This is a genomic window from Streptomyces sp. NPDC048650 (assembly GCF_043199095.1).
Taxonomy (GTDB): domain Bacteria; phylum Actinomycetota; class Actinomycetes; order Streptomycetales; family Streptomycetaceae; genus Streptomyces.
The window spans coordinates 191877-215802 of record NZ_JBICVM010000001.1 but is presented as its reverse complement, the minus strand read 5'-3'; the positions used below and the strand labels follow the sequence as shown (position 1 = coordinate 215802).

Here is a 23926-nt window from a genome sequence, read left to right as displayed (position 1 = left end):
CTCCCTCACTCCCCGGCGGGTGGGACTCCGCCTAGTCCACCAGCGCCTCCGCCAGCACCTCCGCCAGATGGCGCCCCGGGCGGCCCCCCAGCTGGTCGAGCTGGGTCCGGCAGGAGAAGCCGTCGGCGAGGATCTCGGTGTCGGGCCCCGACTCTCGTACCACAGGCAGGAGTTGGTCCTCGGCGCAGGCGACGGAGACGTCGTAGTGGCCGCGTTCGAAGCCGAAGTTGCCGGCCAGTCCGCAGCAACCGCCGCTCAGCTCCCCGGTGAGGCCGGCCTGTTCGCGCAGTCGGCGGTCGGCGGTGTCGCCCAGGACCGCGTGCTGGTGGCAGTGGGTCTGGCCGGCGACCGGGCGGTCGATCCGGGGCGGCTGCCAGTCGGGGGCCAGGGTCACCAGGGCCTCGGCGAACGTCGTCACGGAGGCGGCGAGGCGGGCCGCGCGGGGGTCGCCCGAGAGGAGTTCGGGCAGGTCCGTGCGGAGGGCCGCGGCGCAGCTGGGCTCCAGCACGACCAGCGGGCGCCCGGCCGCGAGCAGTGGGCTCAGGACGTCGACGGTCCGGCGCATCACGGCGCGCGCCTGGTCGAGCTGGCCGGTGGAGACATAGGTCAGGCCGCAGCACAGCGGGCGGTGGCGGCGGCGCAGGGTGCTCACCGCCCCCGGTGGTGCGGTCGGCGGGAGGAGGGGGCGCAGGCCCGCCGCTTCCAGGACCTTGACCGCGGCGTGGCCCACCTGCGGGGAGAGGAAGTTGGTGAAGGTGTCGGGCCACAGGACGACGGTCCGTCCGGCGGGGCGGACGGTCCCGGCCTTGCGGCGGCGCCACCACCAGCGGGTGAAGGGTTCGGCGGCCAGGTGCGGGATGGTGCGCTCGGGCGCGATCCCGCCGAGGCGTTTGGCGACGGCGGCCAGCGGGGTGCGGGCGAGGGCGTTCAGTGCGGGCGCGGCCGGGGCGGCGGCGTGGAGCCACTGCGGCAGGCGGCCCATCGCGTAGTGCGCGGCGGGGCGGATCCGGCCCGCGTAGTGGTGGTGGAGGAATTCCGCCTTGTACGTGGCCATGTCGACGCCCACCGGGCAGTCGCTGCGGCAGCCCTTGCAGGAGAGGCACAGATCGAGGGCGTCGCGTACCTCGGGCGAGCGCCAGCCGTCCGTGATGACCTCGCCGGCCAGCATCTCGTGCAGCAGGCGGGCCCGGCCGCGGGTCGAGTGCGCCTCCTCCCCGGTGGCGCGGAAGGAGGGGCACATGACGTCGGGCGAACCGGGTCCCGTCGATGCGACACGGCATTTGGCCACGCCCACGCACCTGCGCACGGCCGCCGAGAAGTCACCGTCGTCGTGCGGATAGCCGAACTCCACCGGGACCGGGCGCTTGGGCAGGACGTCGAAGCGCAGGTTCTCGTCGAGGCGGGCGGGGCGGACGAGCATCCCGGGGTTGAGGCCGGCCGCCGGGTCCCACAGGTCCTTGAACCGCCCGAAGAGGCCGACCAGTTCCGGGCCGTACATCTTCGGCAGGAGTTCGGCGCGGGCCTGGCCGTCACCGTGTTCGCCGGAGAGGGAGCCGCCGTGCGAGACCACCAGTTCGCCCAGGTCGTAGGAGAACTCGCGGAAGCGGCGGATTCCGGGGTCGGTCAGCAGGTCGAAGTCGATGCGGACGTGGATGCAGCCGTCGCCGAAGTGGCCGTAGGGCGTGCCGCGCAGGCCGTACTGGGCGAGCAGGGCGCGGAAGTCCCGCAGATAGGGCCCCAGTCGGGCGGGCGGGACGGCACAGTCCTCCCAGCCCGGCCACGCCTCGCTCCCGTCGGGCATGCGGGTGGCCGTGCCCGAGGCGTCCTCGCGGATGCGCCACAGCGCGCGCTGGCCTGCCGGGTCGGCGACGACGGTGTGGGCCGTGGTGCCGGCGGCCGCCGCCCGGCACAGGTCACCGGCCCGTGCCGTCGCCTCGGCCGGGCTCGCACCGCCCATCTCCACGAAGAGCCAGGCGCCGCCCTTGGGCAGCCCCTCCGCGCTGCCGACCAGGTCGGCGGCCATGCCCTCGACGGTCAGCGGGTGGTGCGGGAGGAGGGTGTGCGCGGCTTCGGCGGCCGCGCTCTCGTCCGGGTAGCCGAGGACGGCCAGCGCCCGCGCGGCCGGGGTCTCCACGAGCCGTACGGTCGCCTCGGTCAGCACGCCGAGGGTGCCCTCGCTGCCGGTCAGGGCGCGGGCCAGGTCGGTGCCCGACTCCGGCAGCAGGGCGTCCAGGGCGTAACCGGAGATACGGCGCGGCAGGCCGCCCGGATAGCCGGTGCGCAGCAGGGCCAACTCCCGGTCCACCAGCGCCTTGACGCCGTCGCGGAGGCGCGGCGGCAGGCCGACCGGTGCGCCCGAGGCGTCCGTGCCGCGCCCCGCCCGCACCCGCTCGCCGCCGTACGTCAGCAGCTCCAACTCGTGGACGCTGTCGGCGGTGGTGCCCCAGGCCACCGAGTGCGACCCGCAGGAGTTGTTGCCGATCATGCCGCCGAGGGTGCAGCGGCTGTGGGTGGAGGGGTCGGGGCCGAAGGTCAGGCCGTGCGGGGCGGCGGCCGACCGCAGATCGTCCAGGATGACGCCCGGCTGGACGACGGCGGTGCGGGCCTCGGGATCCAGCGACACGATGCGGCGCAGGTGGCGGGTGAAGTCGAGGACCACACCGACGCCGGTCGCCTGCCCGGCGATGCTGGTCCCGGCGCCGCGCGGCACCACCGGCACGCCGTGCTCCCGGCACACCCGCAGCGCCGCGGCGACGTCCTCGGCGTCCCGGGGTGCGACCACCGCCCGGGGCACGCGGCGGTAGTTGGACGCGTCCATCGTCATCAGCGCCCGGTCCGCCGCGGTGAACGAGACCTCCCCTCGCACCGCGGCCGACAGCTCCCTCTCCAGGTCCCGTTCCGGCCCTGGTGCCAGGTCCGGCTTCTCGGTATCCGACGTCTGCGCACGATCAGCCATGCCCCCAGCCTGCCCGTCATCGGGCGGCGGATGTGTCGATCGTCGCCTCCTCGAACGGGTGGTCCCGGCCTCTGAGCTCGCCGAGCGGCTGGAGGTCTCCACCCGGACCGTCTACCGCGACGTCGAGTCGCTGTCGGCGGCCGGGGTGCCGGTCTACGCCGAGCGCGGGCGGCACGGCGGCATCGCGCTGCTGCCCGGCTTCCGTACGGATGTGACGGGGCTGACGACCGACGAGGCGCGGGCGCTGTTCATCATGGCGACGCAGGGCACGCACTCCGCCCTCGGACTGGCCGACGCGCTCGGTTCCGCACTGCGCAAGGTGATGGTGGCGCTGCCCGCGTCGCACCGCCCGGCCGCCGAGGTGACGAGCCGCCGGATCCTCGTCGATCCGGACAGGTGGCGCAGCGGCCCGCGGGCGGCCGTCGCGCTGGACGAGCTGAACGGCGCCGTCTTCCGCGACGTCCGGCTGCGCATCCGCTACCGCCACGGCGGCGAGACCCGCCTGCGGACCTACACCGTCGATCCGTACGGGCTGGTGGTCAAGGCGGGCACCTGGTATCTGGTGGCCGACCGGCGCGGCCGGCCGCGGCTGTTCCGTGCCGACCGGGTGGCGGCGGCGGTCGAGACGGACGTCCCGGTGCGGCGGCGGGCGGGGGTGGAGCTGGCCCAGGTGTGGGAGGAGCTGCGGCGCGGGGTGGAGGAACGGCCCGCGGGGGTGCGGGTGACCGCCCGGATCCGCCGGGATCGGCTGGATCTGGCCGAGCGCATCCTGGGGCCGGCGCTGACCGGGCCGCCGCGGACGGGGGCAGCGGACGACCCTTGGGCCGTCATCGAGCTGGCGTACCCGGTGGTCGAGGCCGTGCGCCAGCTGCTGCAGTTCGGCGACACCCTGGAGGTGCTGGATCCGCCGGCGGCCAGGCGGGTGCTGGCGCGGGCCGCGGCCGACATCGGTGCGGTGTACGCCGGGGACCCGGCGGCGCGGCCGCCGGATGATCGTCCGAGCCGCTGACCGGGGGCGCCCTGTCTCACCGCACGACTCGCCGCCATCTCATCCGGTGGACGCACCGCCGGACGCCCCGTCGGGACGGATTAGGCTTCCTCCGTGGCTGATATCCAGATTCCCGCTGACATCAAGCCCGCCGACGGACGCTTCGGCGCGGGCCCCTCCAAGGTGCGTACGGAGGCGCTCGGCGCCCTGGCCGCCACCGGTACCTCTCTCCTCGGTACGTCACACCGCCAGCCCCCGGTCAAGAACCTGGTCGGCAAGGTGCGTGACGGCGTACGCGACCTCTTCCAGTTCCCCGAGGGCTACGAAGTCGTGCTCGGCAACGGCGGTTCCACCGCGTTCTGGGACATCGCGACGCACGGTCTGATCGAGAACAAGTCCCAGCACCTCTCCTTCGGCGAGTTCTCCTCGAAGTTCGCCAAGGCCGCCAAGCTGGCGCCGTGGCTGGCGGAGCCCACCGTCATCTCCGCCGACCCGGGCAGCCACCCGGACCCGCAGGCCGAACAGGGCGTCGACGTCTACGCCTTCACCCACAACGAGACCTCCACCGGCGTCGCCGCCCCCATCAAGCGGGTCGCGGGCGCGGACGACGGCGCGCTGGTCCTGGTCGACGCCACCTCCGGCGCCGGCGGCCTGCCCGTGGACATCGCCGAGACCGACGTCTACTACTTCGCCCCGCAGAAGTCCTTCGCCTCCGACGGCGGCCTGTGGCTGGCGGCGTTCTCCCCGGCCGCCCTGGAGCGCGCCCGCGCCGTCCACGCGTCCGGCCGGCACATCCCGGAGTTCTTCTCGCTGCCCACGGCGATCGACAACTCCCTCAAGAACCAGACGTACAACACCCCTGCGCTGTCCACCCTCTTCCTGCTCAACGAGCAACTGGAGTGGCTCAACGGCCAGGGCGGTCTGGACTGGGCGGTCCGCCGCACGGCCACCTCCGCCCGCACCCTCTACGGCTGGGCCGAGGAGTCCAAGTACGCCACCCCGTTCGTCGTCGACCCGGCCAAGCGGTCCGCGGTCATCGGCACGATCGACTTCAACGACGACATCGACGCGTCCGCCGTCGCCAAGACGCTGCGTGCCAACGGCATCGTCGACACCGAGCCGTACCGCAAGCTGGGCCGCAACCAGTTGCGGGTCGCGATGTTCCCGGCCATCGAGCCGTCGGACGTCGAGGCGCTGACGGCCTGCATCGACTACGTCATCGACAAGCTGTAACGGGCACGCCCTTCGCGCATTCCCGGGCCCCGGCGGGCGACGACCGCCGGGGCCCACGTCGTTGCCCCGGCGAGGCGCCGACACTCCCGGCGACGTGCGACGTGCGACCGACGGTCCGCCGAGGGCGAGGTTGCCGAGTTCCCGCCACCGGCGTCGGCCGGGCTCCTCGTCGAGGTCGAACCCCGCCTCATCGCGAGCACGGTGAAGCTGCTGCCCAGCGCCGGATCGACGATCCGTACGAGACGGCCCCAGCAGCCGACCGCGACGAGATCGAGGTCGGCCCGCACCTCCGGCTCCGGCAGGTCCTCCCAGCTACGGTCAGGCAGCTGCTCCAGGACCTTCTCAACGGTCCCCAACGACTCGACGATCTGGGTCCATTGCAGGGTCGCCCGCCCCGGCCCCCGGCCCGCCCCGACTTCCCGGCCCCGACCCCGCCCCGCCCGAACGGACCCGCGAAGGGACGCCCGTACGGACGCATCGCGGAACGCGACCCTCGCGCGGAGTGACGAAACGGGCGGGATGTGCCTGTATGGACGCATGACGACTCCACCAGGCCCCGGCCTCGCCGAGTTCGAACGCCAGGGGACGATCCTGCTCACCACGTACAAGCGGGACGGCACCGGCGTCGGCACCCCGGTCAACCTCGCTGTCGACGGCGACCACGCCTATTTCCGCACCTACGGCAGCGCCTGGAAGGCCAAGCGGATGCGGAACTTCCCCGACGTGGAGATCTGCGCGTCCACCTGGCGCGGCCGGCCGACCGGCCCCCCGTACCCGGCGCGGGTGCGGATGCTCGACCCGCAGACCCGCGAGTACCGGCGCGCCGAGCGCTCCCTGACCCGTAAGTACCCGCTGATCCACGGGCTGCTGGTGCCGCTGCTGCACCGCCTCAAGAAGGAGAAGACGCTGCATTACGAGCTGCGCCTGGCGGAGGGCGCGGGCGGCGGCGCAGGCACCCCGGGCGGCACCGCCGGCGGCGCGGACACCCCTTAGTCCGGCCGGGGCTACCGCTTGCGCAGCATCCGCCGCACCCCGACCACCACCACCGTGGCCAGCGCGAGCACCAGCGCCCCCTTCACGAAGCCGGGCCCGTCTGCGCCGGGCTTCCCCGAACCGCCCTGCCCGTCGGCCCGGCCGTCCCCCGTGTCCCCCTCCACCGGCCCTTCCCCCTTGGCCGACTCCGGCAGCTGCCGGCCGCTCAGCCCGACCGGCTCGACCTCGCTGTCGCCGCCCTCCGACCCGTAGAGCAGCGTCCGCCCGTCGCGGGTGAACGTCACCGACTCCCCCTGCTGCTGGATCGGCACGCCCACGCTGCCGATGTCCTTCGGCCGCCCGTCCTGCCAGCGGTACATCCGGGCCCCGAAATAGCTGCGCAGCGCCAGCCGCGAACCGTCCGGGGAGAACGCCCCGTCGGTCACCCACAGATCGATCGGCGCCACCTTGCGGAAGGTGTTGGTACCGGTGGTCGACAGTCGCTGCGGGCCCGCGTAGAGCGCGCCGCCGCCGTCCTGCTTCTTGCTGGCGATATAGACCCGGCCGGTCCGGGGATGCACCATCAGCGCCTCGGCGTCGCGCGGCCCGTCCGCGTACTTCACGGTGAACTGGGCGGCGGTGACGGTGGCGTCGCGCAGCCGCTTCGGCTCGGGGAAGCGGTAGATCCAGACGTGGCTCCAGGTGCCGCCGAGGTTGTCGCCGATGTCACCGACGTAGACGTTCCCGTCCGGGCCGACCGAGATCGCCTCGACGTCGCGCGGCGAGCCGATGCCGCGCAGCGTGATCCGGGCGACCGTACGGCCGGACTTCCCGTCGACGGCGTAGACGTACGGGCCGTCGTCGCTGTCGTTGTGGGTCCAGTAGATGCCGGGGTGCGCGCGGCTGGCGGCCAGACCGCTGGACTCGGTGATCCGGGAGTCGCCGATGGTGAAACCGTCGGTTTCGGCGGCGGCGGCCGGCGCGACCGCCGCCACCGCCAGGATCCCCGCGGCACCGGCCGCGCACAGAAGCGAACGCATGGGGACAGAGTGCCATCCCGGCCCGTCGGAGGTGGGGCGTGGCCGGCGTCACGTACCGAGGAGTAAGGCTTCTCGGCCATGATTGTCGGATGAGGATCATGTGCGTCGGTGACTCGATGACCATCGGCACCGTCGGCGATTTCACCTGGCGCTATCGCCTCTGGCAGCACCTGGACGCGAGCTTCGGCGGCCCCTACCGCATCGTCGGACCGCGCCGCACGCTGCACGACACCCTCCAGGACGCCGCCACCTCCCTCGCCTACGCGGACCCGGACTTTCCCGAGGAGGCGCGCGGGCATCTCGCCGGCTGGGGCGAGGGCTGGCTGCACATGGCACCGCTGATCGAGGACGCGGTGCGCCGGCACGAGGCCGACACGCTGCTCGTCTCCCTCGGGCTGATAGACCTCGGGTTCTATACGAACGCCGAGCAGACCGCGGAGAACGTGCGGCGCTTCGTGGCTGGGGCGCGGGCGGCGGCGCCGCACATCCGGGTGGTGCTGATGCCCGTGATACGCAATGTGCGGGCCGCGACGGACGCCGCGTTCGCCGCGGAGCGCGAGCGGTTCAACGAACTGCTCGCGAAGGCCGTCGCCGATCTCTCCCTGCCCGGCTCGCCGTTGCTGCTGGCCTCCGAGCCGGCCGACTGGGAAATCGACAGCGCCACCTATGACGGGACGCACCCCTCGGCCCTGGGGGAGCATCTGCTGGCGGGGGCGTTCGCCGATGCGATGCACCAGGGCTGGGGGGTCGGGGAGCCGTACGCCCCCGACCGGCGGGCGGCCTGAACCTCCCCGCCCGGCCACGACCCGCCACCCTGCCGCGCCGCGGCTACGCGGCTACGCGCCCGCCCAGGAGTCGGCCAGCGCACACAGCTCCGCCAGCGCGGCCTCCGTGCGCTCGCGGTCGCCCGTCACCAGGAAGTCGGTCCGGAGGCCCGCGTAGGCGCTGTTGAGGAAGGTGGCGTGCACCCGGGCCGCAGCGGGCGACAGACCGCGGGCCTCCAGGGCGCCGGCCACGAACTCGGCGCGGTCCGCGAGGAATTTGGCTCCTCACCCTGACCCTGTGCGCCTTCGCCCTGCAGACCGACGGCTTCGTGGTCGTCGGTCCCTGCGTCCGACTCAACACGCCGCCCTGGCACCGCTGTTGTCGTTCCGGTCGGCGGGACGGGCCCGGGCCGTCCCGCCGGCCGTGCAGGCCCGGGTGCTCGCCCTGGCGGGGCCGGGAACCGGACCCCAGGCGCTCGCCCTGACGGCCCGGCAGCGGGGCCGACGGAACGCCTGCTTGAATCAAGTGCACTCCAAGGCGTTGGCTGGGCGACCATGAAGTACACACAGCTCGGACGCACCGGACTCGAGGTCAGCCGACTGGTCCTCGGCACCATGAACTTCGGCCCTCAGACGGACGAGGCCGACAGTCACGCGATCATGGACGCCGCTCTCGAAGCGGGCGTCAACCTCATCGACACCGCCAACGTCTACGGCTGGGGCGCGAACAAGGGCCGCACGGAGGAAATCGTCGGCTCCTGGTTCGCCAAGGGCGGCGGCCGCCGCGAGAGGACCGTGCTGGCCACCAAGGTCTACGGGAACATGGGGACCGGGGACGGCCCGGTCTGGCCCAACTTCCACAAGCTCTCCGCGCTCAACATCCGGCGCGCGGTCGACGCCAGCCTCAAGCGCCTGGGCACCGACTACATCGACCTCTACCAGTTCCACCACGTCGACCGGAACACGCCCTGGGAAGAGATCTGGCAGGCCATCGACATCCTCGTCCAGCAGGGCAAGATCCTCTACGCCGGCTCCTCCAACCACGCCGGCTGGGACATCGCCCGCGCCAACGAGACGGCCGCCCGCCGCGGTTCGCTGGGCCTGGTCAGCGAGCAGTGCCTGTACAACCTCGCCGAGCGGCGCGCCGAGATGGAGGTCATCCCGGCCGCCGAGGGATACGGCCTCGGAGTCATCCCCTGGTCGCCGCTGCACGCCGGGCTGCTCGGCGGCGCCCTCCGCAAGGAACGGGAGGGCGGCACGGCCCGGACGAACTCCGGGCGCTCCGCCGACGCACTGGCCGACTCCCCGATCCGCGCGCAGGTCCAGGCGTACGAGGACCTGGCCGACAAGCACGGCATGCGGCCCGGCGAGGTCGCGCTGGCGTGGCTGCTCACCCGCCCCGCGGTGACGGGCCCGATCGTCGGCCCGCGCACCACCGAACAGCTCGCCTCCGCGCTGCGCGCCGTCGAGCTGACACTGCCGGAGGAGCTGCTGGCGTCCCTCGACGAGATCTTCCCGGGCCCCGGGCCGTCCCCGGAGGCCTTCGCCTGGTGAGCGGAGGCCGCGGGGGCACCCGGTAGCGAGCCGCCCGGCGGCCGGACGGGACCGGCTGCCGGGTGTCACCGGACTCTCGTCCAGGGATGGCGCGACGGCCCTCATCGCATGGCGGCCGCCACGATCACCACGACGAGCAGCACACCAAGAAGTCCGGACATGATCCGGTTACGGGTTTTGGGATCCACCCGATGAGCGTAACCGGACTCGATCCGGACTCTTCGGTGGCCCGGGCTGCTCAGTGGCCCAGGGGCCAGGAGGACAGCTTCTCGTAGTGCGGCTGCCGGCCCGCGATGCCCGGCACGGGCGGGCGGCTGTGCATCAGCGTGAGCTCCCGGACGGTCCAGGGCGTGCCCTCGAAACCGTCCATCGCCTCCGTGAACGGGGCGAGATCCTGGTCGCTGCGGTTCCGGGCGAGCGTGAGATGCGGGTGGTAGGGGCGGTACGTGCGGTGACCGTCCCGGGTCACACCGGCGCGGCGGCCGGCCGCCTCCACCGAGTCGGCCAGCTTCCGCATGACGGCCAGCTCACCCTCGGCGCCCGCCCAGACCACCCGGTCGTCGAACCGGCCGCCGCCGGCGATCCGCAGCTCGTACGGTGCGTGCCGGCGCGCCGCCCGCGCCAGCCGCTCCGCCAGCTCGGGCAGCACCTCGTCCGCCACCTCCCCGTAGAACGCCAGCGTGAAGTGCCAGCCGTCCCGGCCGGTCCAGCGCAGCCGGTCCGCGCCCGGCAGGGCCGTCAACCGCGCCACCGCACCGGTGAGTTCGGTGACCACGGGGCCGGGCGGCAGCACGGCGGCAAAGAGTCTCATGCCGTCCAGTCTCGCCCGGCGGACGGGCGGACGGCGACGTTTCGGCCCGACCGGCCGGCCCGGCGCCACGCACCGTGACGTCTCATACCCGCATGGCGATCCGCTGCGCCTCGGGGTCTTCGGCGTCCCCGTCGGCCCCCGTGGAGTCGGCGCGGCCGGCGGGCTTCGCGGCGCCGCCCATCCCGGGTGCGGCCTCGGCGCCCTCGCCCGGCACTCCTCGCGCCACGAACGCCACATGCTGCCGTCCGCGCCGCAGGTCTATCTTCAGCCGCAGTCCGCCGACCCGGGCGAGGATCAGCCCGATGGCGGCCGCGGCCCCGGCGGAGACGACACCGCCCGCGACGAAGCCGATCCGGGCGCCGAAGGTGTCCGTGACCCAGCCCACCAGCGGGGCCCCGAGCGGTGTGCCGCCCATGAACACCATCATGAACAGACTCATCACCCGGCCGCGCATCAGCGGGTCGGTGGCCATCTGCACGCTGGAGTTGGCCGTGACGTTGATCGTCAGGCCGACCATGCCGATGGGGGCGAGCAGCGCCGCGAAGATCCAGAACGACGGGGCGAGCGCGGCCGCGACCTCCAGGGTGCCGAAGATCAGCGCCGCGCCGACCAGCAGCCGCAGCCGGGAGCCGATGCGCCGGGCCGCGAGCAGCGCGCCGATCAGCGAGCCGGCCGCCATCAGGCCGTTGAACAGGGCATACGTGCCCGCGCCCGCGTGGTAGACGTGGTAGACGAAGGCGGTCAGCCAGATCGGGAAGTTGAAGCCGAAGGTGCCGATGAAGCCGACGAGCACGATCGGCCAGACCAGCTCGGGGCGCCCGGACACATAGCGCAGGCCCTCCCGCAGCTGGCCCTTGCCGCGGGCGACGGGCGTGACCTTGTGCAGCTCGGACGTACGCATCATCAGCAGGCCGATGACCGGCGCGGCGAAGGACAGGCCGTTGAACAGGAAGGCCCAGCCGCTGCCGAGGGCAGTGATCAGCACGCCCGCGACGGCCGGGCCGATCAGCCGGGCGGACTGGAAGTTGGCGGAGTTGAGGCTGACGGCGTTGCGCAGATCCTCCTGGCCGACCATCTCGGAGACGAATGCCTGCCGGGAGGGGTTGTCGATGACGGTGACCAGGCCGAGGAGGAAGGCGACGAGGTAGACGTGCCAGACCTGCACCTGCCCGCTGAGTGTGAGCACGGCGAGGGCCAGGCCGGTCAGTCCCATCGCGGACTGCGTGAGCAGCAGCAGCTTCCGCTTGGCGAAGCGGTCGGCGAGCACGCCGCCGTACAGGCCGAAGAGCAGCATCGGCAGGAACTGCAGCGCGGTGGTGATGCCGACGGCGGCCGACGAGCCGGTCAGGCTGAGCACCAGCCAGTCCTGGGCGATGCGCTGCATCCAGGTGCCGGTGTTGGACACCACCTGGCCGGTGGCGAAGAGGCGGTAGTTGCGGATCCTCAGCGAACTGAACGTGCCCTTGCGCGGTGTGGCGGCGGGGCCGGCGGCGACACCCGGGGCGGTGCCCGGTGCAGTCGCGGTCGCGTCGTCGGAAACCGTGTCGTGGTCGGAGTTCGGTGCGGGGGCGGAGTGTGCTCCGGATCCCGTACTCAAAGTGGGTTCGCCTCCTCGGCCTCGGGTTCTACAGCTGTGCGAGTTTCTCCAGCACGGGAGCTGCGGCCCGTACCTTCGCCCACTCGTCATCGTCCAGCCCGGAGGCCAGCTCTGCGAGCCAGGCATTGCGCTTGCGGCGGCTCTCTTCGAGCATCGCCTCGGCCTGCTCCGTCTGCGTGACGACCTTCTGGCGACGGTCGTCGGGGTGCGGCTCCAGCCGGACCAGCCCCTTGGCCTCCAGCATGGCCACGATGCGGGTCATCGACGGCGGCTGCACATGCTCCTTGCGGGCCAGCTCGCCAGGCGTGGCGTGGCCGCACCGGGCGAGGGTGCCGAGCACCGACATCTCGGTGGGGCTCAGCGATTCGTCGACCCGCTGATGCTTGAGGCGGCGGGACAGACGCATCACTGCGGACCGCAGAGCGTTCACGGCGGCTACGTCGTCGCCGCTGGACAGTTCCGGCATGGTCGTTAGCATAACTCATTACCTTTTCTAAGTAAAGCTCGCGGGCCCCTGCCCAGGGCGCGCCCCCGGCATCCCCGCGCTCACCCATATGGGTGAGGACGCAGCCGAAATCGACCCACCTGAGCGGTCGGTACCGGGACGGTGTCCTTATGGGATCGAGAGTGCTCAGCCTGCGCGTGGACGGGGAGCTGCTGGAGCGCATTCGGCAGCACGCCGCAAAACGCGGAATGAGCGTCCAGGACTACGTGGTCCGGACGCTCATCCGCGATGACTTCGACGAACGCTTCCAGACGTCGGTCGACGAGACGGAGCGGTTCTACGAAGCTCCGCCGCTGTGAGGCGGTACGCCGTCGGTCACCTGACGCCCAGCGCCTGCTCGATGGGGTGCAGCAGGAAGTAGACGAGGAAGCAGAGCCCGACCGCGTTCAGTAGCCACGGGATCTGCTGGAACCGGCCGGTCGCGGTGCGCAGCAGGATGAACGCCAGCACGCCGATGCCGATGCCGTTGGTGATGCTGTACGTGAACGGCATCGAGATCATCGTCAGGAACGCCGGGATGCCGACGGTGTAGTCGCCCCAGTCGATGTCCCGGATGTTCGCGGCCAGGATCAGGAAGCCGACGACGAGCAGAGCGGGCGTCGCGGCCTGCGACGGGACCACCGTCGCCAGCGGCGTGAAGATGAGCGCGAGCAGAAAGAGCCCGCCGGTCATCAGGTTGGCCAGGCCGGTGCGCGCGCCCTCGCCCACGCCGGCCGTGGACTCCACGAAGCAGGTGTTGGCGGAGGCGGAGCCCGCGCCGCCGGCCGCGACCGCGATGCCGTCGACCATCAGGATCCGGCCCATGTTCGGCAGGTTGCCGGTCTCGTTGTCCAGCAGCCCGGCCTCCTCGCCGACGCCGATGATGGTGCCCATCGCGTCGAAGAAGCCGGAGAGCAGCACCGTGAAGACGAACAGGCAGCCGGTCAGCACGCCGACTTCCTTGAAGCCGCCGAAGAGGCTGATGTGGCCGATCAGCCCGAAGTCGGGGGTGTCGATGATCTTCTCGGGGACGTTCGGGACCGCCAGCCCCCAGGCCGCGTCCGGGATGGTGGCGACGGCGTTGATGATGATCGCCACGACCGCCATCGTGACCATGCCGATGAGGATCGCGCCCTTGGTCTTCCGCACGGTCAGCACGAACATCAGCACCAGGCCGAGGACGAAGACCAGCACCGGCCAGCCCTGCAGCTGACCGCCCTGGCCCAGGCCCATCGGCACGGTGGTGTGCGCGGCGTCCGGGTTGCGGGTGACGAAGCCCGCGTCGACCAGGCCGACCAGCGAGATGAACAGGCCGATGCCGATGGCGATGGCCCGGCGCAGCCCGTTGGGGATCGCGTCCATCACCCGCTGCCGCAGGCCCGAGGCGACCAGGATCATCAGCACCAGACCGGCGAGGACGACCATGCCCATCGCGTCCGGCCAGCTCATCTTGGGCGCGAGCTGGAGGGAGACGACGGCATTGATGCCGAGGCCGGCGGCGATGGCGATCGGGACGTTGCCCAGCACGCCCATCAGCACCGTGCTCAGCCCGGCCATCAGGGCGGTGGCGGTGACCAGCTGGCCGTTGTCCAGGTGGTGGCCGAACTTGTCGACGCCGGCGCCGAGGATGATCGGGTTCAGCACGATGATGTAGGCCATCGCGAAGAACGTCGCCAGCCCGCCGCGGAGTTCGCGGCCGACCGTCGACCCCCGCTCGGAGATCTTGAAGAAGCGGTCGAAGCCGTTCTTGGGCGGCTTCGGAGCCGGGTTCTTGAGGGCGTCGACCGGCGTGGTGGCCGAGGGGGACATTGTGGGACCTCAGTCGGACGGGCCTTGGAGCAGGCGCAGGGCCCAGGGCCCAGGGACACGGAATCACAATCAACCGGATCAGATTGGATGAATCAACGATCCATACCAGTCAGATTCAGAAAGGTTCAGTATGAATAAACAATTCGTTGATCGCTATCTCCGCGCGTAGACCCTTGCGGCGCGCGGCCCCCACAGCGGCGGCGACACCGTCGGCACCCGCCTTCGGCCGTCCCCGTAAGCTGGTCCGCATGTGGAAGAAGTCCGAACTGCGCGAGGCGCCGGCGCCCTTCGAAGGCCCCGTCGTCGGCACGATCACCGGCGGCACCATCATCTGGTTCGTGCTCTTCCTCGGCCAGCTCCCCTTCTACGGCTGGTACGCCGACCACGGTCACACCCGGCTGATCTGGATCTGCCTGGCCGGCGGCGCCCTCGGCCTGCTCGGTATCTGGTACGTACGCAAACGCGACGCCGCCATCAAGCGGGACGCCGCCCTCAAGCGGGCGGCCGCGGCCGACGCCGCCTGAACCGCCACGCGAACCGCCGCTCGAACCGCCGCCGGAACGGCCGACCGGACCGCCGCCGGAACTCCGGCAGGTGATCCGGACATTCCCCCCGTACCGTCGGGAGCATGACGCATCGGGCGACAGCCGAGACCGGCGGACCCGACGACGGCACCGGACCGGGTGACGGATCGGCCGGCGGCCGGGCCCCCGTCCGCCGGCCCGCCCCCGAAACGTCCCGCACCGGCCTGAGCACCGCCGAGGTCGCCGAGCGGGTGGCCCGGGGCGAGGTCAACGACGTCCCCGTCCGCTCCTCGCGCTCGACCGCGGAGATCGTCCGGGCCAATGTCCTCACCCGCTTCAACGCCATCATCGGCGTCCTCTTCGCGATCATCCTGGTGATCGGCCCGATCCAGGACGGCCTCTTCGGCTTCGTCATCGTCGCCAACACCGGCATCGGCATCGTCCAGGAGCTGCGCGCCAAGAAGACCCTGGACAGGCTGGCGGTCATCGGCGAGGCCCGCCCGACCGTCCGCCGCGACGGCGCCGCCGTGGAGATCCCCACCGGGGAGGTGGTGCTCGACGACGTCATCGAGGTCGGTTCCGGCGACAAGATCATCGTCGACGGCGAGGCCCTGGAAGCCGACGGGCTGGAGATCGACGAGTCGCTGCTGACCGGCGAGGCCGACCCGGTCCTGAAGAAACCCGGCGACCCGGTGATGTCCGGCAGCTTCGTCGTCGCGGGCAGCGGCGCCTTCACCGCCACCAAGGTCGGCCGCGAGGCCTACGCCGCCCGGCTCGCCGAGGAGGCCAGCCGGTTCACCCTCGTCCACTCCGAACTGCGCACCGGCATCAGCCGGATCCTCAAATACGTGACCTGGATGATGGTCCCGACCGCCCTCGGGCTCATCCTCAGCCATCTGCTGACCCTCCGGCTGCCGATCGACGAGGCCATCCGCCGCATGGTCGCCGGCATCGTCCCGATGATCCCCGAGGGCCTGGTCCTGCTGACGTCGGTGGCCTTCGCCATCGGCGTCATCCGGCTCGGCCGCAAGCAGTGCCTGGTCCAGGAACTGCCCGCCATCGAGGGCCTGGCCCGGGTCGACGTGGTCTGCCTCGACAAGACCGGCACCCTCACCGAGGGCGGTATGGACGTTCGCGAACTGCGCCCCCTCCCCGGCACCGAGGAAGCGCACGTCCGCCGGGTGCTGGCCGCGCTGGCCGCCGGCGACCCCCGCCCCAACGCGTCCCTCCAGGCGATCGTCGACGCCTTCCCCGCCACCGACACCGCCTGGCGGACGGCGGCGTTCCTGCCGTTCTCCTCCGCCCGCAAATACAGCGGCGGCGTCCTCACCGCCCCGGACGGCGCCCCCGCCACCTGGCTGCTGGGCGCCCCCGATGTCCTGCTCCCGTCCGGCGACCGGCACCTGGCCGAGATCGACGCCCTCAACGCCCAGGGCCTGCGCGTCCTGCTGCTCGCCGCCACCGACCGCGACCTGGAGGACCCCGAGGTCGCCCGGCAGGTCCGCCCCACCGCCCTCGTCGTCCTGGAGCAGCGACTGCGGCCCGACGCCGCCGACACCCTGCGCTACTTCGCCGACCAGGGCGTCCAGGCCAAGGTCATCTCCGGCGACAACGCGGTCTCGGTGGGCGCGGTGGCGGCCACGCTCGGCCTGCCCGGCGCCGACGCCCCCGTGGACGCCCGCGAACTGCCCGCCGATCCGGCCGCGATGGCCACCGCCCTCGATTCCGGCTCGGTCTTCGGCCGCGTCACCCCCGGCCAGAAGCGCGACATGGTCACCGCCCTGCAGTCCGGGGGCCACAACGTCGCGATGACCGGCGACGGCGTCAACGACGTCCTCGCCCTCAAGGACGCGGACATCGGGGTGGCGATGGGCGCCGGGTCCGAGGCGACCCGTGCCGTGGCCCAGATCGTCCTGCTCGACAACAGCTTCGCCACCCTGCCCTCCGTCGTCGCCGAGGGCCGCCGCGTCATCGGCAACATCACCCGGGTGGCGACGCTCTTCCTGACCAAGACCGTCTACTCGGTGCTCCTGGCCATCCTGGTCGCCTGCTGGCAGATCCCGTATCCCTACCTCCCGCGCCACCTCACGCTGCTGTCCACCCTCACCATCGGCGTCCCGGCCTTCTTCCTCGCCCTGGCCCCCAACTCGGAACGCGCCCGCCCGCACTTCGTCCGCCGTGTGATGCGCTACGCCATCCCCTCCGGCCTCATCACCGGCACCGCCGCGTTCGCCACATACCTCCTGGCCCGCAGTTACTACACCGGCCCCGACGCCCTCCCCGCCGAGACCAGCGCCGCCACCCTGACCCTCTTCCTCGCCGCCCTCTGGGTCCTGGCGATCATCGCCCGCCCCTACACCTGGTGGCGCGTCGCCCTGGTCCTGGTCATGGCCCTGGGCTTCCTGGTCGTGCTGGTCACGCCGTGGCTCCAGCGCTTCTTCGACCTGCGCCTGGTCGGCACCGCGATGCCCTGGGCCGCCGTCGCCGTCGCCGCCGTCGCCGCCGTGCTCCTGGAGGTCACCTGGCGCTGGGTCGGCCGCCGCTTCCCCGCCTGAGGGGTTGGCGCGCCTGCCGTTCGCCCCCTAGGGTCCGTCCCCATGAAGCTCATTTCGGGGGACCTCGGTGTCGAAATCCTGGCGCGCGGCCACCACTACCACCATCACTACAGCAACAACTCCGGGAGCGGCGACGGTGTCATCGACTGGTGGGAGTGGCTGATCATCGCCGTCGGCGTGGTCGCCATCGTCTGGGGCCTGGTGAAGAAGTTCAGCTCGGACTGACCGGCCGCACCGGCTGCCGCCGCCCCGCGGCAGCCGCTCCGGCACGGCCCGGCCGGTCGGAGCCTCAGTCGAACCAGCGCGCCTCGGCCAGCTCTTCGCCCCGCTCGGGGTCCTCCAGCAGCGCCGCGACCTCGAACCTGCGGGGCCACTGTGCGGTGGCCCAGGAGAGGCCGGCGGCGACGCCCTCCAGGGTGGCCGCGTGGAGCGTGGCGTCCGGCGTCCAGCGCCAGTCGAGTTCGGTGCCGTCGGTCAGGGTGAGCGACCCGTGCTCGCGATACGTGGCGGGGGTGGCCGGGCCGAGCAGCACCCGTACCGCCTCCGGGACCTCGTGGCGGGTGCCGTCCGAGGAGACCTCGGCGGTGACGGCCTCGCTCAGGCGGCGGACCTGGAGGAGTTCCGCGAGTTCGGCGGCGCGGGACGGGCGGACCGGCAGCAGGGGAAGGCCGGCGGCGAGGGGCATCAGATCGGGGGCGTCCGCGACGACCGCGTCGCCGGCGTCCACCACCCGCAGCTCGCCGTCGACGACGGCCCGCAGCTCGTCGGGGAGGGTGACGCCGTCCGGGTCCAGGTCCGTCAACGCACCGTAGAGCACGTGGAGTTGAGCGGTTCCGACGGTCACGTCGGGGTCTGCCAGCCGGGCCAGGAGCTCCGCGGCGCCACCCGGTTCGTCCAGGAGGGCGGCGACGGAGGTACGGACCCCGAGGGCCCGCAGGACCTGGGCGTCGACGTCGCCGGCGTCGGCGGACTCGTACAGCCCGGCCAGCAGCGGGTCACCGCCGGCCGAACGGAGGCCGGCCGGTCGGCGGCCGTCCAGCACCGGGTGACCACGCAGCCACCAGGCGGTGTACGGGCGCACCGACTCCGTGGTGCCGTCGGGGAGCAGGACGCGTACCGGTGCGGTGAGCGCATCGCGCAGCGGCGGCTGGGAGAGCATGGCCAGGACCTGCGGCCAGGCGTCCTCGTCGACGAGGTCGAGGTCGCGCACCGCCACCAGTTCCGTGACGACCGGCGGCACGGGGGTTTCCGGCAGCGTGTCGAGGATGTCCTCGCACCAGACGTCCACCGCGTCGAGCAGACCGGGGTCGTCGGGCTCGGCGTAGTCGCTGTCGCGAGGTTCGAGTTCGTCCGGGTCCAGGACGACGTCGGTGGCCCGCACCAGCGCGAAGGCTGCCAGCACGCCGACCGCGGTGAGCGGCTGTTCGCCCCAGCGGGCGACCAGCTCGGCGTCGCAGGCGGGCAGTTCACCCTCGCGGATGACGCGCTCGAAGGGGCTGCCGGGAAGGACGAGCTCGCCGGCCGGGGCCAGTTCGCCGTCCTCGTCGGGAAGGGCGAGGGCGGCCAGCCAGGGCTCGTCGCCGGGTGAGAGGTCGGCGTCGCGGACCAGGGCCAGGACCGCCTCGGCCAGCTCCTCTGCGCCGAGCGGGGCCCCGAGGCCGCCGCCGAGCTCGTCCGCGAAGACGTCGTAGGCGTCCTCGTCGGCGTCGAGGGAGTTCTGCACCGCCGCCCGCACCTGGGGCGTGGTGAGGACCGCGCGCGGGGAGGCCGGGGTGGCGCCCAGCTTCTCCAGCAGCGGATGGACGGCGTCGGGGTGGGCGACCTTGAGGCCGAGGCGGGCGAGGGTGCGGTGGCGGGCCTCACTGTCGCCGTTCTCGTACGGGCCGCCGTCGGGCAGCGGCAACAGGACCTGGCGCGGACCGATCGTGGTCCGCACGGTGCCCGTCCCCTGCCCGGCAGCGGCGCCCGGTTCCCGCCCGCCCGACCCTGCGAGTGGCACCGGCAGTCCGCTCAGCCGGTCCGGGTCCGTGCCGGCCAGCGCGTCGTAGAGGCGCCACCACCAGCCGGGGGCCCGCTCGATGCCCGCAAGCCGGTCGACCATCTCACCGAGCGGCACCCGTGCCACGCCCAACGCCCGCAGCTCCGGGCGCCGTTCGAGGCCGGCCGGCAGCAGGCTGGGGAACAGCTCGGCGAGCACCGCGACCGTGGCCGCGCCCGCGCCCTCCACGACCTCGGCCTCCACCGGCCGCAGCACGAAGCGCGACGCGGCGCCCCCGTCCTCGTCCCACTCGTCCTCGGGTGCGCTCTCCGGCTCGGCGCCGGCGGGGGTGCCCGCGCTCGGGAGGAAACGCACCCGGGGGAGCATGTCCAGCACCCGGCGGCGCAGTTCACCGTCCAGGCTGCCCTTGCCCAGGGGGCCGGGCACCAGGTCGAGGGTGCCGACGGAGACGGGCTGCCAGTCGCGGAGCAGCGAGGCGTAGGTCACGGCGGCCTGTTCCACCAGGAAGTCGGCCAGCGGACCCGGCGCGACGTGGCGCCGGGTGGGCTCCAGGGGGAACGACGCGATCAGCAGGGCGGGCAGATCCAGGGGCTCGTCCGTGGGGGTGGGGGCGTGCACCACCGCGGCGGTCGCCGGACGTGCCGGGGCGCCCTCCGCATCGACCGGAACCGCCCAGGTCACCGACCAGACGGGGCGCAGCCGCTCCTCGATGGGGCGGTCGGCGAGCAGCGCCGGTTCCAGCGGGCCGCCGTCCGTGGCCACCCGCCACCGGGTGGCACCGCGCTCGCTGTCCTCGATCAGGACGTGGTCGCCGTCCTGACGTCGGTTCAGCTCCCGTCCGCCCTCGGGGGTCTCGATCACGACCTCGGCCAGGCCCGGCAGGGTCAGCAGCAGCGCCGCGTCGATCCCGGCCAGCAGCCGTTCGGCGAGGTCCTGGGCGGCGCCGTCGCGCAACGGCAGCACGACGGCGGTGTCGTAGCCCTCCGGCGCGCCGCCCTCCGCGGGCAGCGGGAGGCGCAGCAGCGGTACGTGGCCGTCGCGGCGGCGCAGCTCGCCGCCCAGGCCGGGGCTGTGCGCGGCCACTTCCCGGCTCAGCTCGCGGGCCTCGGCGAGCGACCAGCGGACGCCGCCGGTACGGCCCACCAGCGCGGGCTCGTCGCTGACGGACAGCACCGCGGCGAACCCGACGCCGAACCGGCCGACCGCGCCGCCCGCGGCACTGGCCTCCCGCTTCGCGGAGGCCCGCAGCGTGGACAGCGATTCGACGCCGGTGGCGTCGAGCGGTGCACCGGTGTTGGACGCGACGAGAACGGCCGAGCCGGTGTCGTCGGCCGAATGCAGGGTCAGCCGGAGCCGGCCGGGGACGCCGGCGCGGGCCGCCGCGTCCGCCGCGTTCTGCGCCAGCTCCACGACGAGGCGGTCGCGATAGCCGCCCAACGCGAGATCTTCTTCGGCGTTGGCGTCCTCCCGGAACCGGGCGGGCGACGCGGCCCAGGCGTCCAGTACGCCACGGCGCAGCCGGGCGGTTCCGAACGGGTCGGTGCCTTCGGCTGCGCCTCGCACCCACGACCTACCAGCCACGTGTCCGTCTCCCTTGAGGTGGTCCTGGTCCTGACGTTACCGCCCACGTTGCCGAGTACCGCGCCGTGGCTCTTCTGTTGTTCCGCCCCCTGGCATCGGCGGGAGGCGGGGAAAGCCTTCGGGGTTGCCCGCCGGCCCGTGTGCCGGGCCAGGGGACGGTGCCGCACACCGCACCCCGGCCGCAGCCGGCGGCCGGCATGCGGGCGGGAGCGCTGGGCGGGGAGGACGTACCGGGTGGGCTCCTGTGGCGCCGCACGGGCGACGCGGGGGCCGTCGGCCGGCTAGCTGTGGCCCAGCTCCTCGCCGGGGCCGGCCTCGGAGACGGAGCCGCCCGGCTCGGGCCGCAGGGACAGCGGGTCGATGATGGTCTCGTCGACGACCGGCATGGCCGGCCGCGGCGGTGCCGGCATCACGGCGGCCTCGGAGTGGGCGCCGCAGCCGTAGGAGAGGGAGACGACCCGGCCGTCCGCCGGGGAGAACTCGTTGGCGCAGACGCCGAAGGCCTGGCGCAGCGAGCCGGGGAGCGGGGTGAGGAAGCCGCAGGTCATGCAGCTGGCGGGGGCCGCCTGGGCCATCGGGGTCTTGGCGCCGTACGCCTCTTCCCAGCGGTCGGCGGCGGCGTGCAGGCCGTAGCGGGACAGGACGCGGGCGCGGCGCAGGCCGAGCTCTTCGGCGATGTCGGCGATGCCGCCGCGTGCCGGGAGGGGCTGGACGGCGGGCGAGCCGGGGACGACGTCCGCCTCCTCGGAGTCGGCGACGTCGGCGGCCATGCCCTCGGCGACCGCGGAGTTCGGCGGTGGGCTGTCCTCGCCGGTGTAGCCGGGCTCCAGGCGCAGGTCGTCGGCGTCGGTGGGCAGCAGGTCGCCGGGGCCCATGTCGCCGGGGCGCAGCCGCTCGCTCCAGGGGACCCACTCGGGGGCCAGCAGCGCGTCGGGGCCGGGCAGGAGGACCGACTCGTCGAGGGTGACGATCTTGGCGCGGGAGGCCCTGGCGACCGTCACGGCCCAGCGCCAGCCCCGGTACCCGACTTCGTTGCAGGCGAAGAGATGGGTGACGACGCGGTCTCCGTCGGCGACGGCATCGATGTGCTCGCCGACCATGCCGGGAAGCGCGGTCTCCTCCGCCGCCGCCCGCGCGAGGTCGATTGCCTCGGCGCACAGGCGGTCAGGGGTACGGCTTCGCATCGCAGCACTCACAAGAATCGATTCTCTCTTCCACGCCGTCTCACGAGTGCGCCAGCCAAGGCTGTCCTGTCTGTCCGGACGACCGGCGGGGCCGGGGCGGGCGGAGCGGACCAGGGGACCGCGTCGACGTCCGCGCCCGATCGGTTTCGGTCGAGCGCACCTCTTACGTCCCATTCTGAGGGATAGCAACGAGGCACGCGGCCAAAAACGACCGCCGGTGGCGCGCTACACACGCTACCCCTTCAACGGTGTACGACCCCTCGGTGGGAGCGGCAAAAGTGAGCGGCGGCCCCTGACGGCCGTCGCGGCCCGCGCGGCGAGGCGGAGAAAGTGCCGTCGGCTGGGCGAGTTGGGGCACTATGGCCGGGTGGCTGCCGCTAGGCCGAGGGTGCCGAAGACATCGCGGAAGTCGTTCCGCAGGACATCGCGGACGTCTTCACAGGTGTCGCGGGCATCGAGCAGAGGCGGGGACTCAGGCAACCGGGCCCGCCGGGCGGGCCGGGCGGCCGGCCGTGTGCTGCGCGCACCGTTCACCGGCGCGGCTCGCGGCCTGCGCCGCGCGACCCGTGCGCACGGCGCGGGCGAGTCGGGCCTGAGCAAGCTGATCGAGCTGCATGCGGTGAACTCCGCCGGCGACATGATGATCACGATCGCGCTGGCCTCGACGGTGTTCTTCTCGGTGCCCACGGATCAGGCACGCGGCCGGGTGGCGCTGTATCTCGCGGTCACGATGGCGCCGTTCGCGCTGCTCGCGCCGGTGATCGGGCCGCTGCTCGACCGGGTGCCGCACGGCCGCCGGGCGGCGATGGCGGGCGCGATGCTGGCGCGGGCGCTGCTGGCGCTGACCATGTCGGGGGCCGTGGCGACCGGCGGGCTGGAGCTGTACCCGGCGGCGCTGGGCGTACTGGTGGCGTCGAAGGCGTACGGCGTGGTGCGCAGCGCGGTGGTACCGAGGCTGCTGCCCCCGCGGATCTCGCTGGTCAAGGCCAATTCGCGGGTGACGCTGGCCGGGCTGCTGGCGACCGGCGTGGCGGCGCCGGCCGGTGCCGGGCTGCATCTGATCGGGTCGAGCTGGCCGCTGTACGGGGCGTTCGTGGTGTTTGCGGCCGGTACGTTCCTGTCGTTCACGCTGCCGCACAAGGTCGACTCGGCCAAGGGCGAGGGTCGCGCCCGGCTGGCGTCCCGGGACGCGGCGGCGGCCTCGGGGGACGCCAGGCCGCCGAAGCCGGGGCTGCGCACCGTCGGGCCGTCGGTGCTGCACGGCCTCCAGGCCAACGCCTGCCTGCGGGCGCTCTCCGGCTTTCTGACGTTCTTCCTGGCGTTCATACTGCGCGAGCATCCGCTCGGCGGGCTGGGCCCGGCGACGTCGCTGGGGCTGGTGGCGGTCGCGGCCGGTACGGGGAACGCGCTGGGTACCGCGGTCGGTGCCTGGCTGAAGGCGCGCGGGCCGGAAGCGATCATCGCGGCGATGCTGGGCCTGGCGCTGGGCGCGACCGTCCTCGCGGCGGTCTTCTACAACGTGATCGCGATCGTCGTCGTGACCGCCGCGGCGGCCACCGCGGGCCTGTGTCAGGCGCTGGCGAAGCTGTCGCTGGACGCGATGATCCAGCGCGATGTGCCCGAGGCGGTGCGGACGTCGGCGTTCGCCCGGTCGGAGACGGCGCTGCAGATGTCCTGGGTGGTCGGCGGCGCCATCGGCATCTCGCTGCCGCTGATCGGCATGGTGGGCATGGCGGTGGCCGCCGCCCTGGTGGCCGTCGGGGTGCTGTTGTCCGCACGGGGACTGCTCGGCGCGGCCCGGCACGGCGGCGCCTCGCGTGCCCGTGTGGCCTGACCCGCGCGGCACGCCGCACCCGCGCGTGGCGCGGGCCGGAG

At 73.2% G+C, this 23926-nt stretch carries 20 protein-coding genes; 10 read left to right on the top strand and 10 right to left on the bottom strand.

Features of this window, described 5'->3' with window-relative positions:
- Positions 1 to 31: 31 nt before the first annotated feature.
- Positions 32 to 2956 carry an FAD-binding and (Fe-S)-binding domain-containing protein gene (locus ACGFML_RS01095; protein ID WP_393538617.1) on the bottom strand — a complete coding sequence of 975 codons (2925 nt, stop codon included), beginning with the start codon at positions 2954 to 2956 and terminating at the stop codon, positions 32 to 34.
- Positions 2957 to 3014: 58 nt separating this feature from the next.
- Between ACGFML_RS01095 and ACGFML_RS01090 the strand changes: the two genes are divergently transcribed.
- Both ACGFML_RS01090 and serC read left to right on the top strand, forming a co-directional pair.
- Positions 3015 to 3965 carry a helix-turn-helix transcriptional regulator gene (locus ACGFML_RS01090; protein ID WP_393538616.1) on the top strand — a complete coding sequence of 317 codons (951 nt, stop codon included), beginning with the start codon at positions 3015 to 3017 and terminating at the stop codon, positions 3963 to 3965.
- 93 nt (positions 3966 to 4058) lie between these two features.
- Positions 4059 to 5177, top strand: a complete 1119-nt coding sequence (serC, locus tag ACGFML_RS01085) for a phosphoserine transaminase (RefSeq protein ID WP_393538614.1) — start codon at positions 4059 to 4061, stop codon at positions 5175 to 5177.
- Here the strand turns inward: serC and ACGFML_RS01080 are convergent.
- A complete protein-coding gene (locus ACGFML_RS01080; protein WP_393538612.1) occupies positions 5156 to 5716 on the bottom strand; it encodes a DUF6333 family protein in 561 nt (186 codons plus the stop codon). The two genes, serC and ACGFML_RS01080, sit on opposite strands and share 22 nt — an antisense overlap.
- Here ACGFML_RS01080 and ACGFML_RS01075 point away from each other — a divergent pair.
- Entirely contained in the window at positions 5715 to 6170 is a 456-nt protein-coding gene (locus ACGFML_RS01075) for a PPOX class F420-dependent oxidoreductase (RefSeq protein ID WP_393538611.1), read from the top strand. The two genes, ACGFML_RS01080 and ACGFML_RS01075, sit on opposite strands and share 2 nt — an antisense overlap.
- Before the next feature lie 11 nt (positions 6171 to 6181).
- Here ACGFML_RS01075 and ACGFML_RS01070 read toward each other — a convergent pair whose 3' ends face one another.
- Entirely contained in the window at positions 6182 to 7189 is a 1008-nt protein-coding gene (locus ACGFML_RS01070) for a hypothetical protein (protein WP_393538609.1), read from the bottom strand.
- A gap of 98 nt (positions 7190 to 7287) precedes the next feature.
- Between ACGFML_RS01070 and ACGFML_RS01065 the strand changes: the two genes are divergently transcribed.
- A complete protein-coding gene (locus ACGFML_RS01065) occupies positions 7288 to 7974 on the top strand; it encodes a GDSL-type esterase/lipase family protein (RefSeq protein ID WP_393540338.1) in 687 nt (228 codons plus the stop codon).
- A 51-nt stretch (positions 7975 to 8025) separates the two neighbouring features.
- On the opposite strand, the gene ACGFML_RS01060 is transcribed toward ACGFML_RS01065, so the two are convergent.
- Positions 8026 to 8205, bottom strand: a complete 180-nt coding sequence (locus ACGFML_RS01060; RefSeq protein WP_393538607.1) for a hypothetical protein — start codon at positions 8203 to 8205, stop codon at positions 8026 to 8028.
- Between the two features lie 303 nt (positions 8206 to 8508).
- Here ACGFML_RS01060 and ACGFML_RS01055 point away from each other — a divergent pair, with 303 nt between their 5' ends.
- A complete protein-coding gene (locus ACGFML_RS01055) occupies positions 8509 to 9507 on the top strand; it encodes an aldo/keto reductase (protein WP_393538605.1) in 999 nt (332 codons plus the stop codon).
- 238 nt (positions 9508 to 9745) lie between these two features.
- On the opposite strand, the gene thpR is transcribed toward ACGFML_RS01055, so the two are convergent.
- From thpR to ACGFML_RS01040, 3 genes are all read right to left on the bottom strand, one after another.
- Complete coding sequence (gene thpR, locus ACGFML_RS01050; protein WP_393538603.1) at positions 9746 to 10318, bottom strand: RNA 2',3'-cyclic phosphodiesterase; 573 nt, start codon at positions 10316 to 10318, stop codon at positions 9746 to 9748.
- Between the two features lie 82 nt (positions 10319 to 10400).
- A complete protein-coding gene (locus ACGFML_RS01045; RefSeq protein ID WP_393538601.1) occupies positions 10401 to 11915 on the bottom strand; it encodes an MFS transporter in 1515 nt (504 codons plus the stop codon).
- A gap of 28 nt (positions 11916 to 11943) precedes the next feature.
- Positions 11944 to 12381 (bottom strand): MarR family winged helix-turn-helix transcriptional regulator, encoded by a 438-nt coding sequence (locus ACGFML_RS01040; RefSeq protein WP_393538600.1) that lies wholly within the window; start codon positions 12379 to 12381, stop codon positions 11944 to 11946.
- A gap of 149 nt (positions 12382 to 12530) precedes the next feature.
- Here ACGFML_RS01040 and ACGFML_RS01035 point away from each other — a divergent pair, with 149 nt between their 5' ends.
- Positions 12531 to 12719, top strand: a complete 189-nt coding sequence (locus tag ACGFML_RS01035) for a ribbon-helix-helix protein, CopG family (protein WP_083109850.1) — start codon at positions 12531 to 12533, stop codon at positions 12717 to 12719.
- A 16-nt stretch (positions 12720 to 12735) separates the two neighbouring features.
- On the opposite strand, the gene ACGFML_RS01030 is transcribed toward ACGFML_RS01035, so the two are convergent.
- Positions 12736 to 14208: an NCS2 family permease gene (locus ACGFML_RS01030; RefSeq protein ID WP_393538598.1), complete on the bottom strand. Its 1473-nt coding sequence runs from the start codon at positions 14206 to 14208 to the stop codon at positions 12736 to 12738.
- 248 nt (positions 14209 to 14456) lie between these two features.
- Between ACGFML_RS01030 and ACGFML_RS01025 the strand changes: the two genes are divergently transcribed.
- The 3 genes from ACGFML_RS01025 (at position 14457) to ACGFML_RS01015 (ending at position 17512) form a co-directional block, all read left to right on the top strand.
- Positions 14457 to 14732 carry a DUF2530 domain-containing protein gene (locus ACGFML_RS01025; RefSeq protein WP_393538596.1) on the top strand — a complete coding sequence of 92 codons (276 nt, stop codon included), beginning with the start codon at positions 14457 to 14459 and terminating at the stop codon, positions 14730 to 14732.
- A 104-nt stretch (positions 14733 to 14836) separates the two neighbouring features.
- Positions 14837 to 17287 carry an HAD-IC family P-type ATPase gene (locus tag ACGFML_RS01020; protein ID WP_393538595.1) on the top strand — a complete coding sequence of 817 codons (2451 nt, stop codon included), beginning with the start codon at positions 14837 to 14839 and terminating at the stop codon, positions 17285 to 17287.
- Between the two features lie 42 nt (positions 17288 to 17329).
- Positions 17330 to 17512 (top strand): hypothetical protein, encoded by a 183-nt coding sequence (locus ACGFML_RS01015; protein WP_393538593.1) that lies wholly within the window; start codon positions 17330 to 17332, stop codon positions 17510 to 17512.
- A gap of 64 nt (positions 17513 to 17576) precedes the next feature.
- On the opposite strand, the gene ACGFML_RS01010 is transcribed toward ACGFML_RS01015, so the two are convergent.
- Together ACGFML_RS01010 and ACGFML_RS01005 are read right to left on the bottom strand one after the other, a co-directional pair.
- A complete protein-coding gene (locus ACGFML_RS01010) occupies positions 17577 to 20867 on the bottom strand; it encodes a sacsin N-terminal ATP-binding-like domain-containing protein (RefSeq protein WP_393538591.1) in 3291 nt (1096 codons plus the stop codon).
- A 281-nt stretch (positions 20868 to 21148) separates the two neighbouring features.
- Positions 21149 to 22051, bottom strand: coding sequence for a DUF3027 domain-containing protein (locus ACGFML_RS01005; protein ID WP_393538590.1), 903 nt, complete (start codon positions 22049 to 22051; stop codon positions 21149 to 21151).
- 442 nt (positions 22052 to 22493) lie between these two features.
- On the opposite strand from ACGFML_RS01005, the gene ACGFML_RS01000 reads away from it, so the two are divergent.
- Entirely contained in the window at positions 22494 to 23885 is a 1392-nt protein-coding gene (locus ACGFML_RS01000) for an MFS transporter (protein ID WP_393538588.1), read from the top strand.
- Positions 23886 to 23926 lie beyond the last annotated feature (41 nt).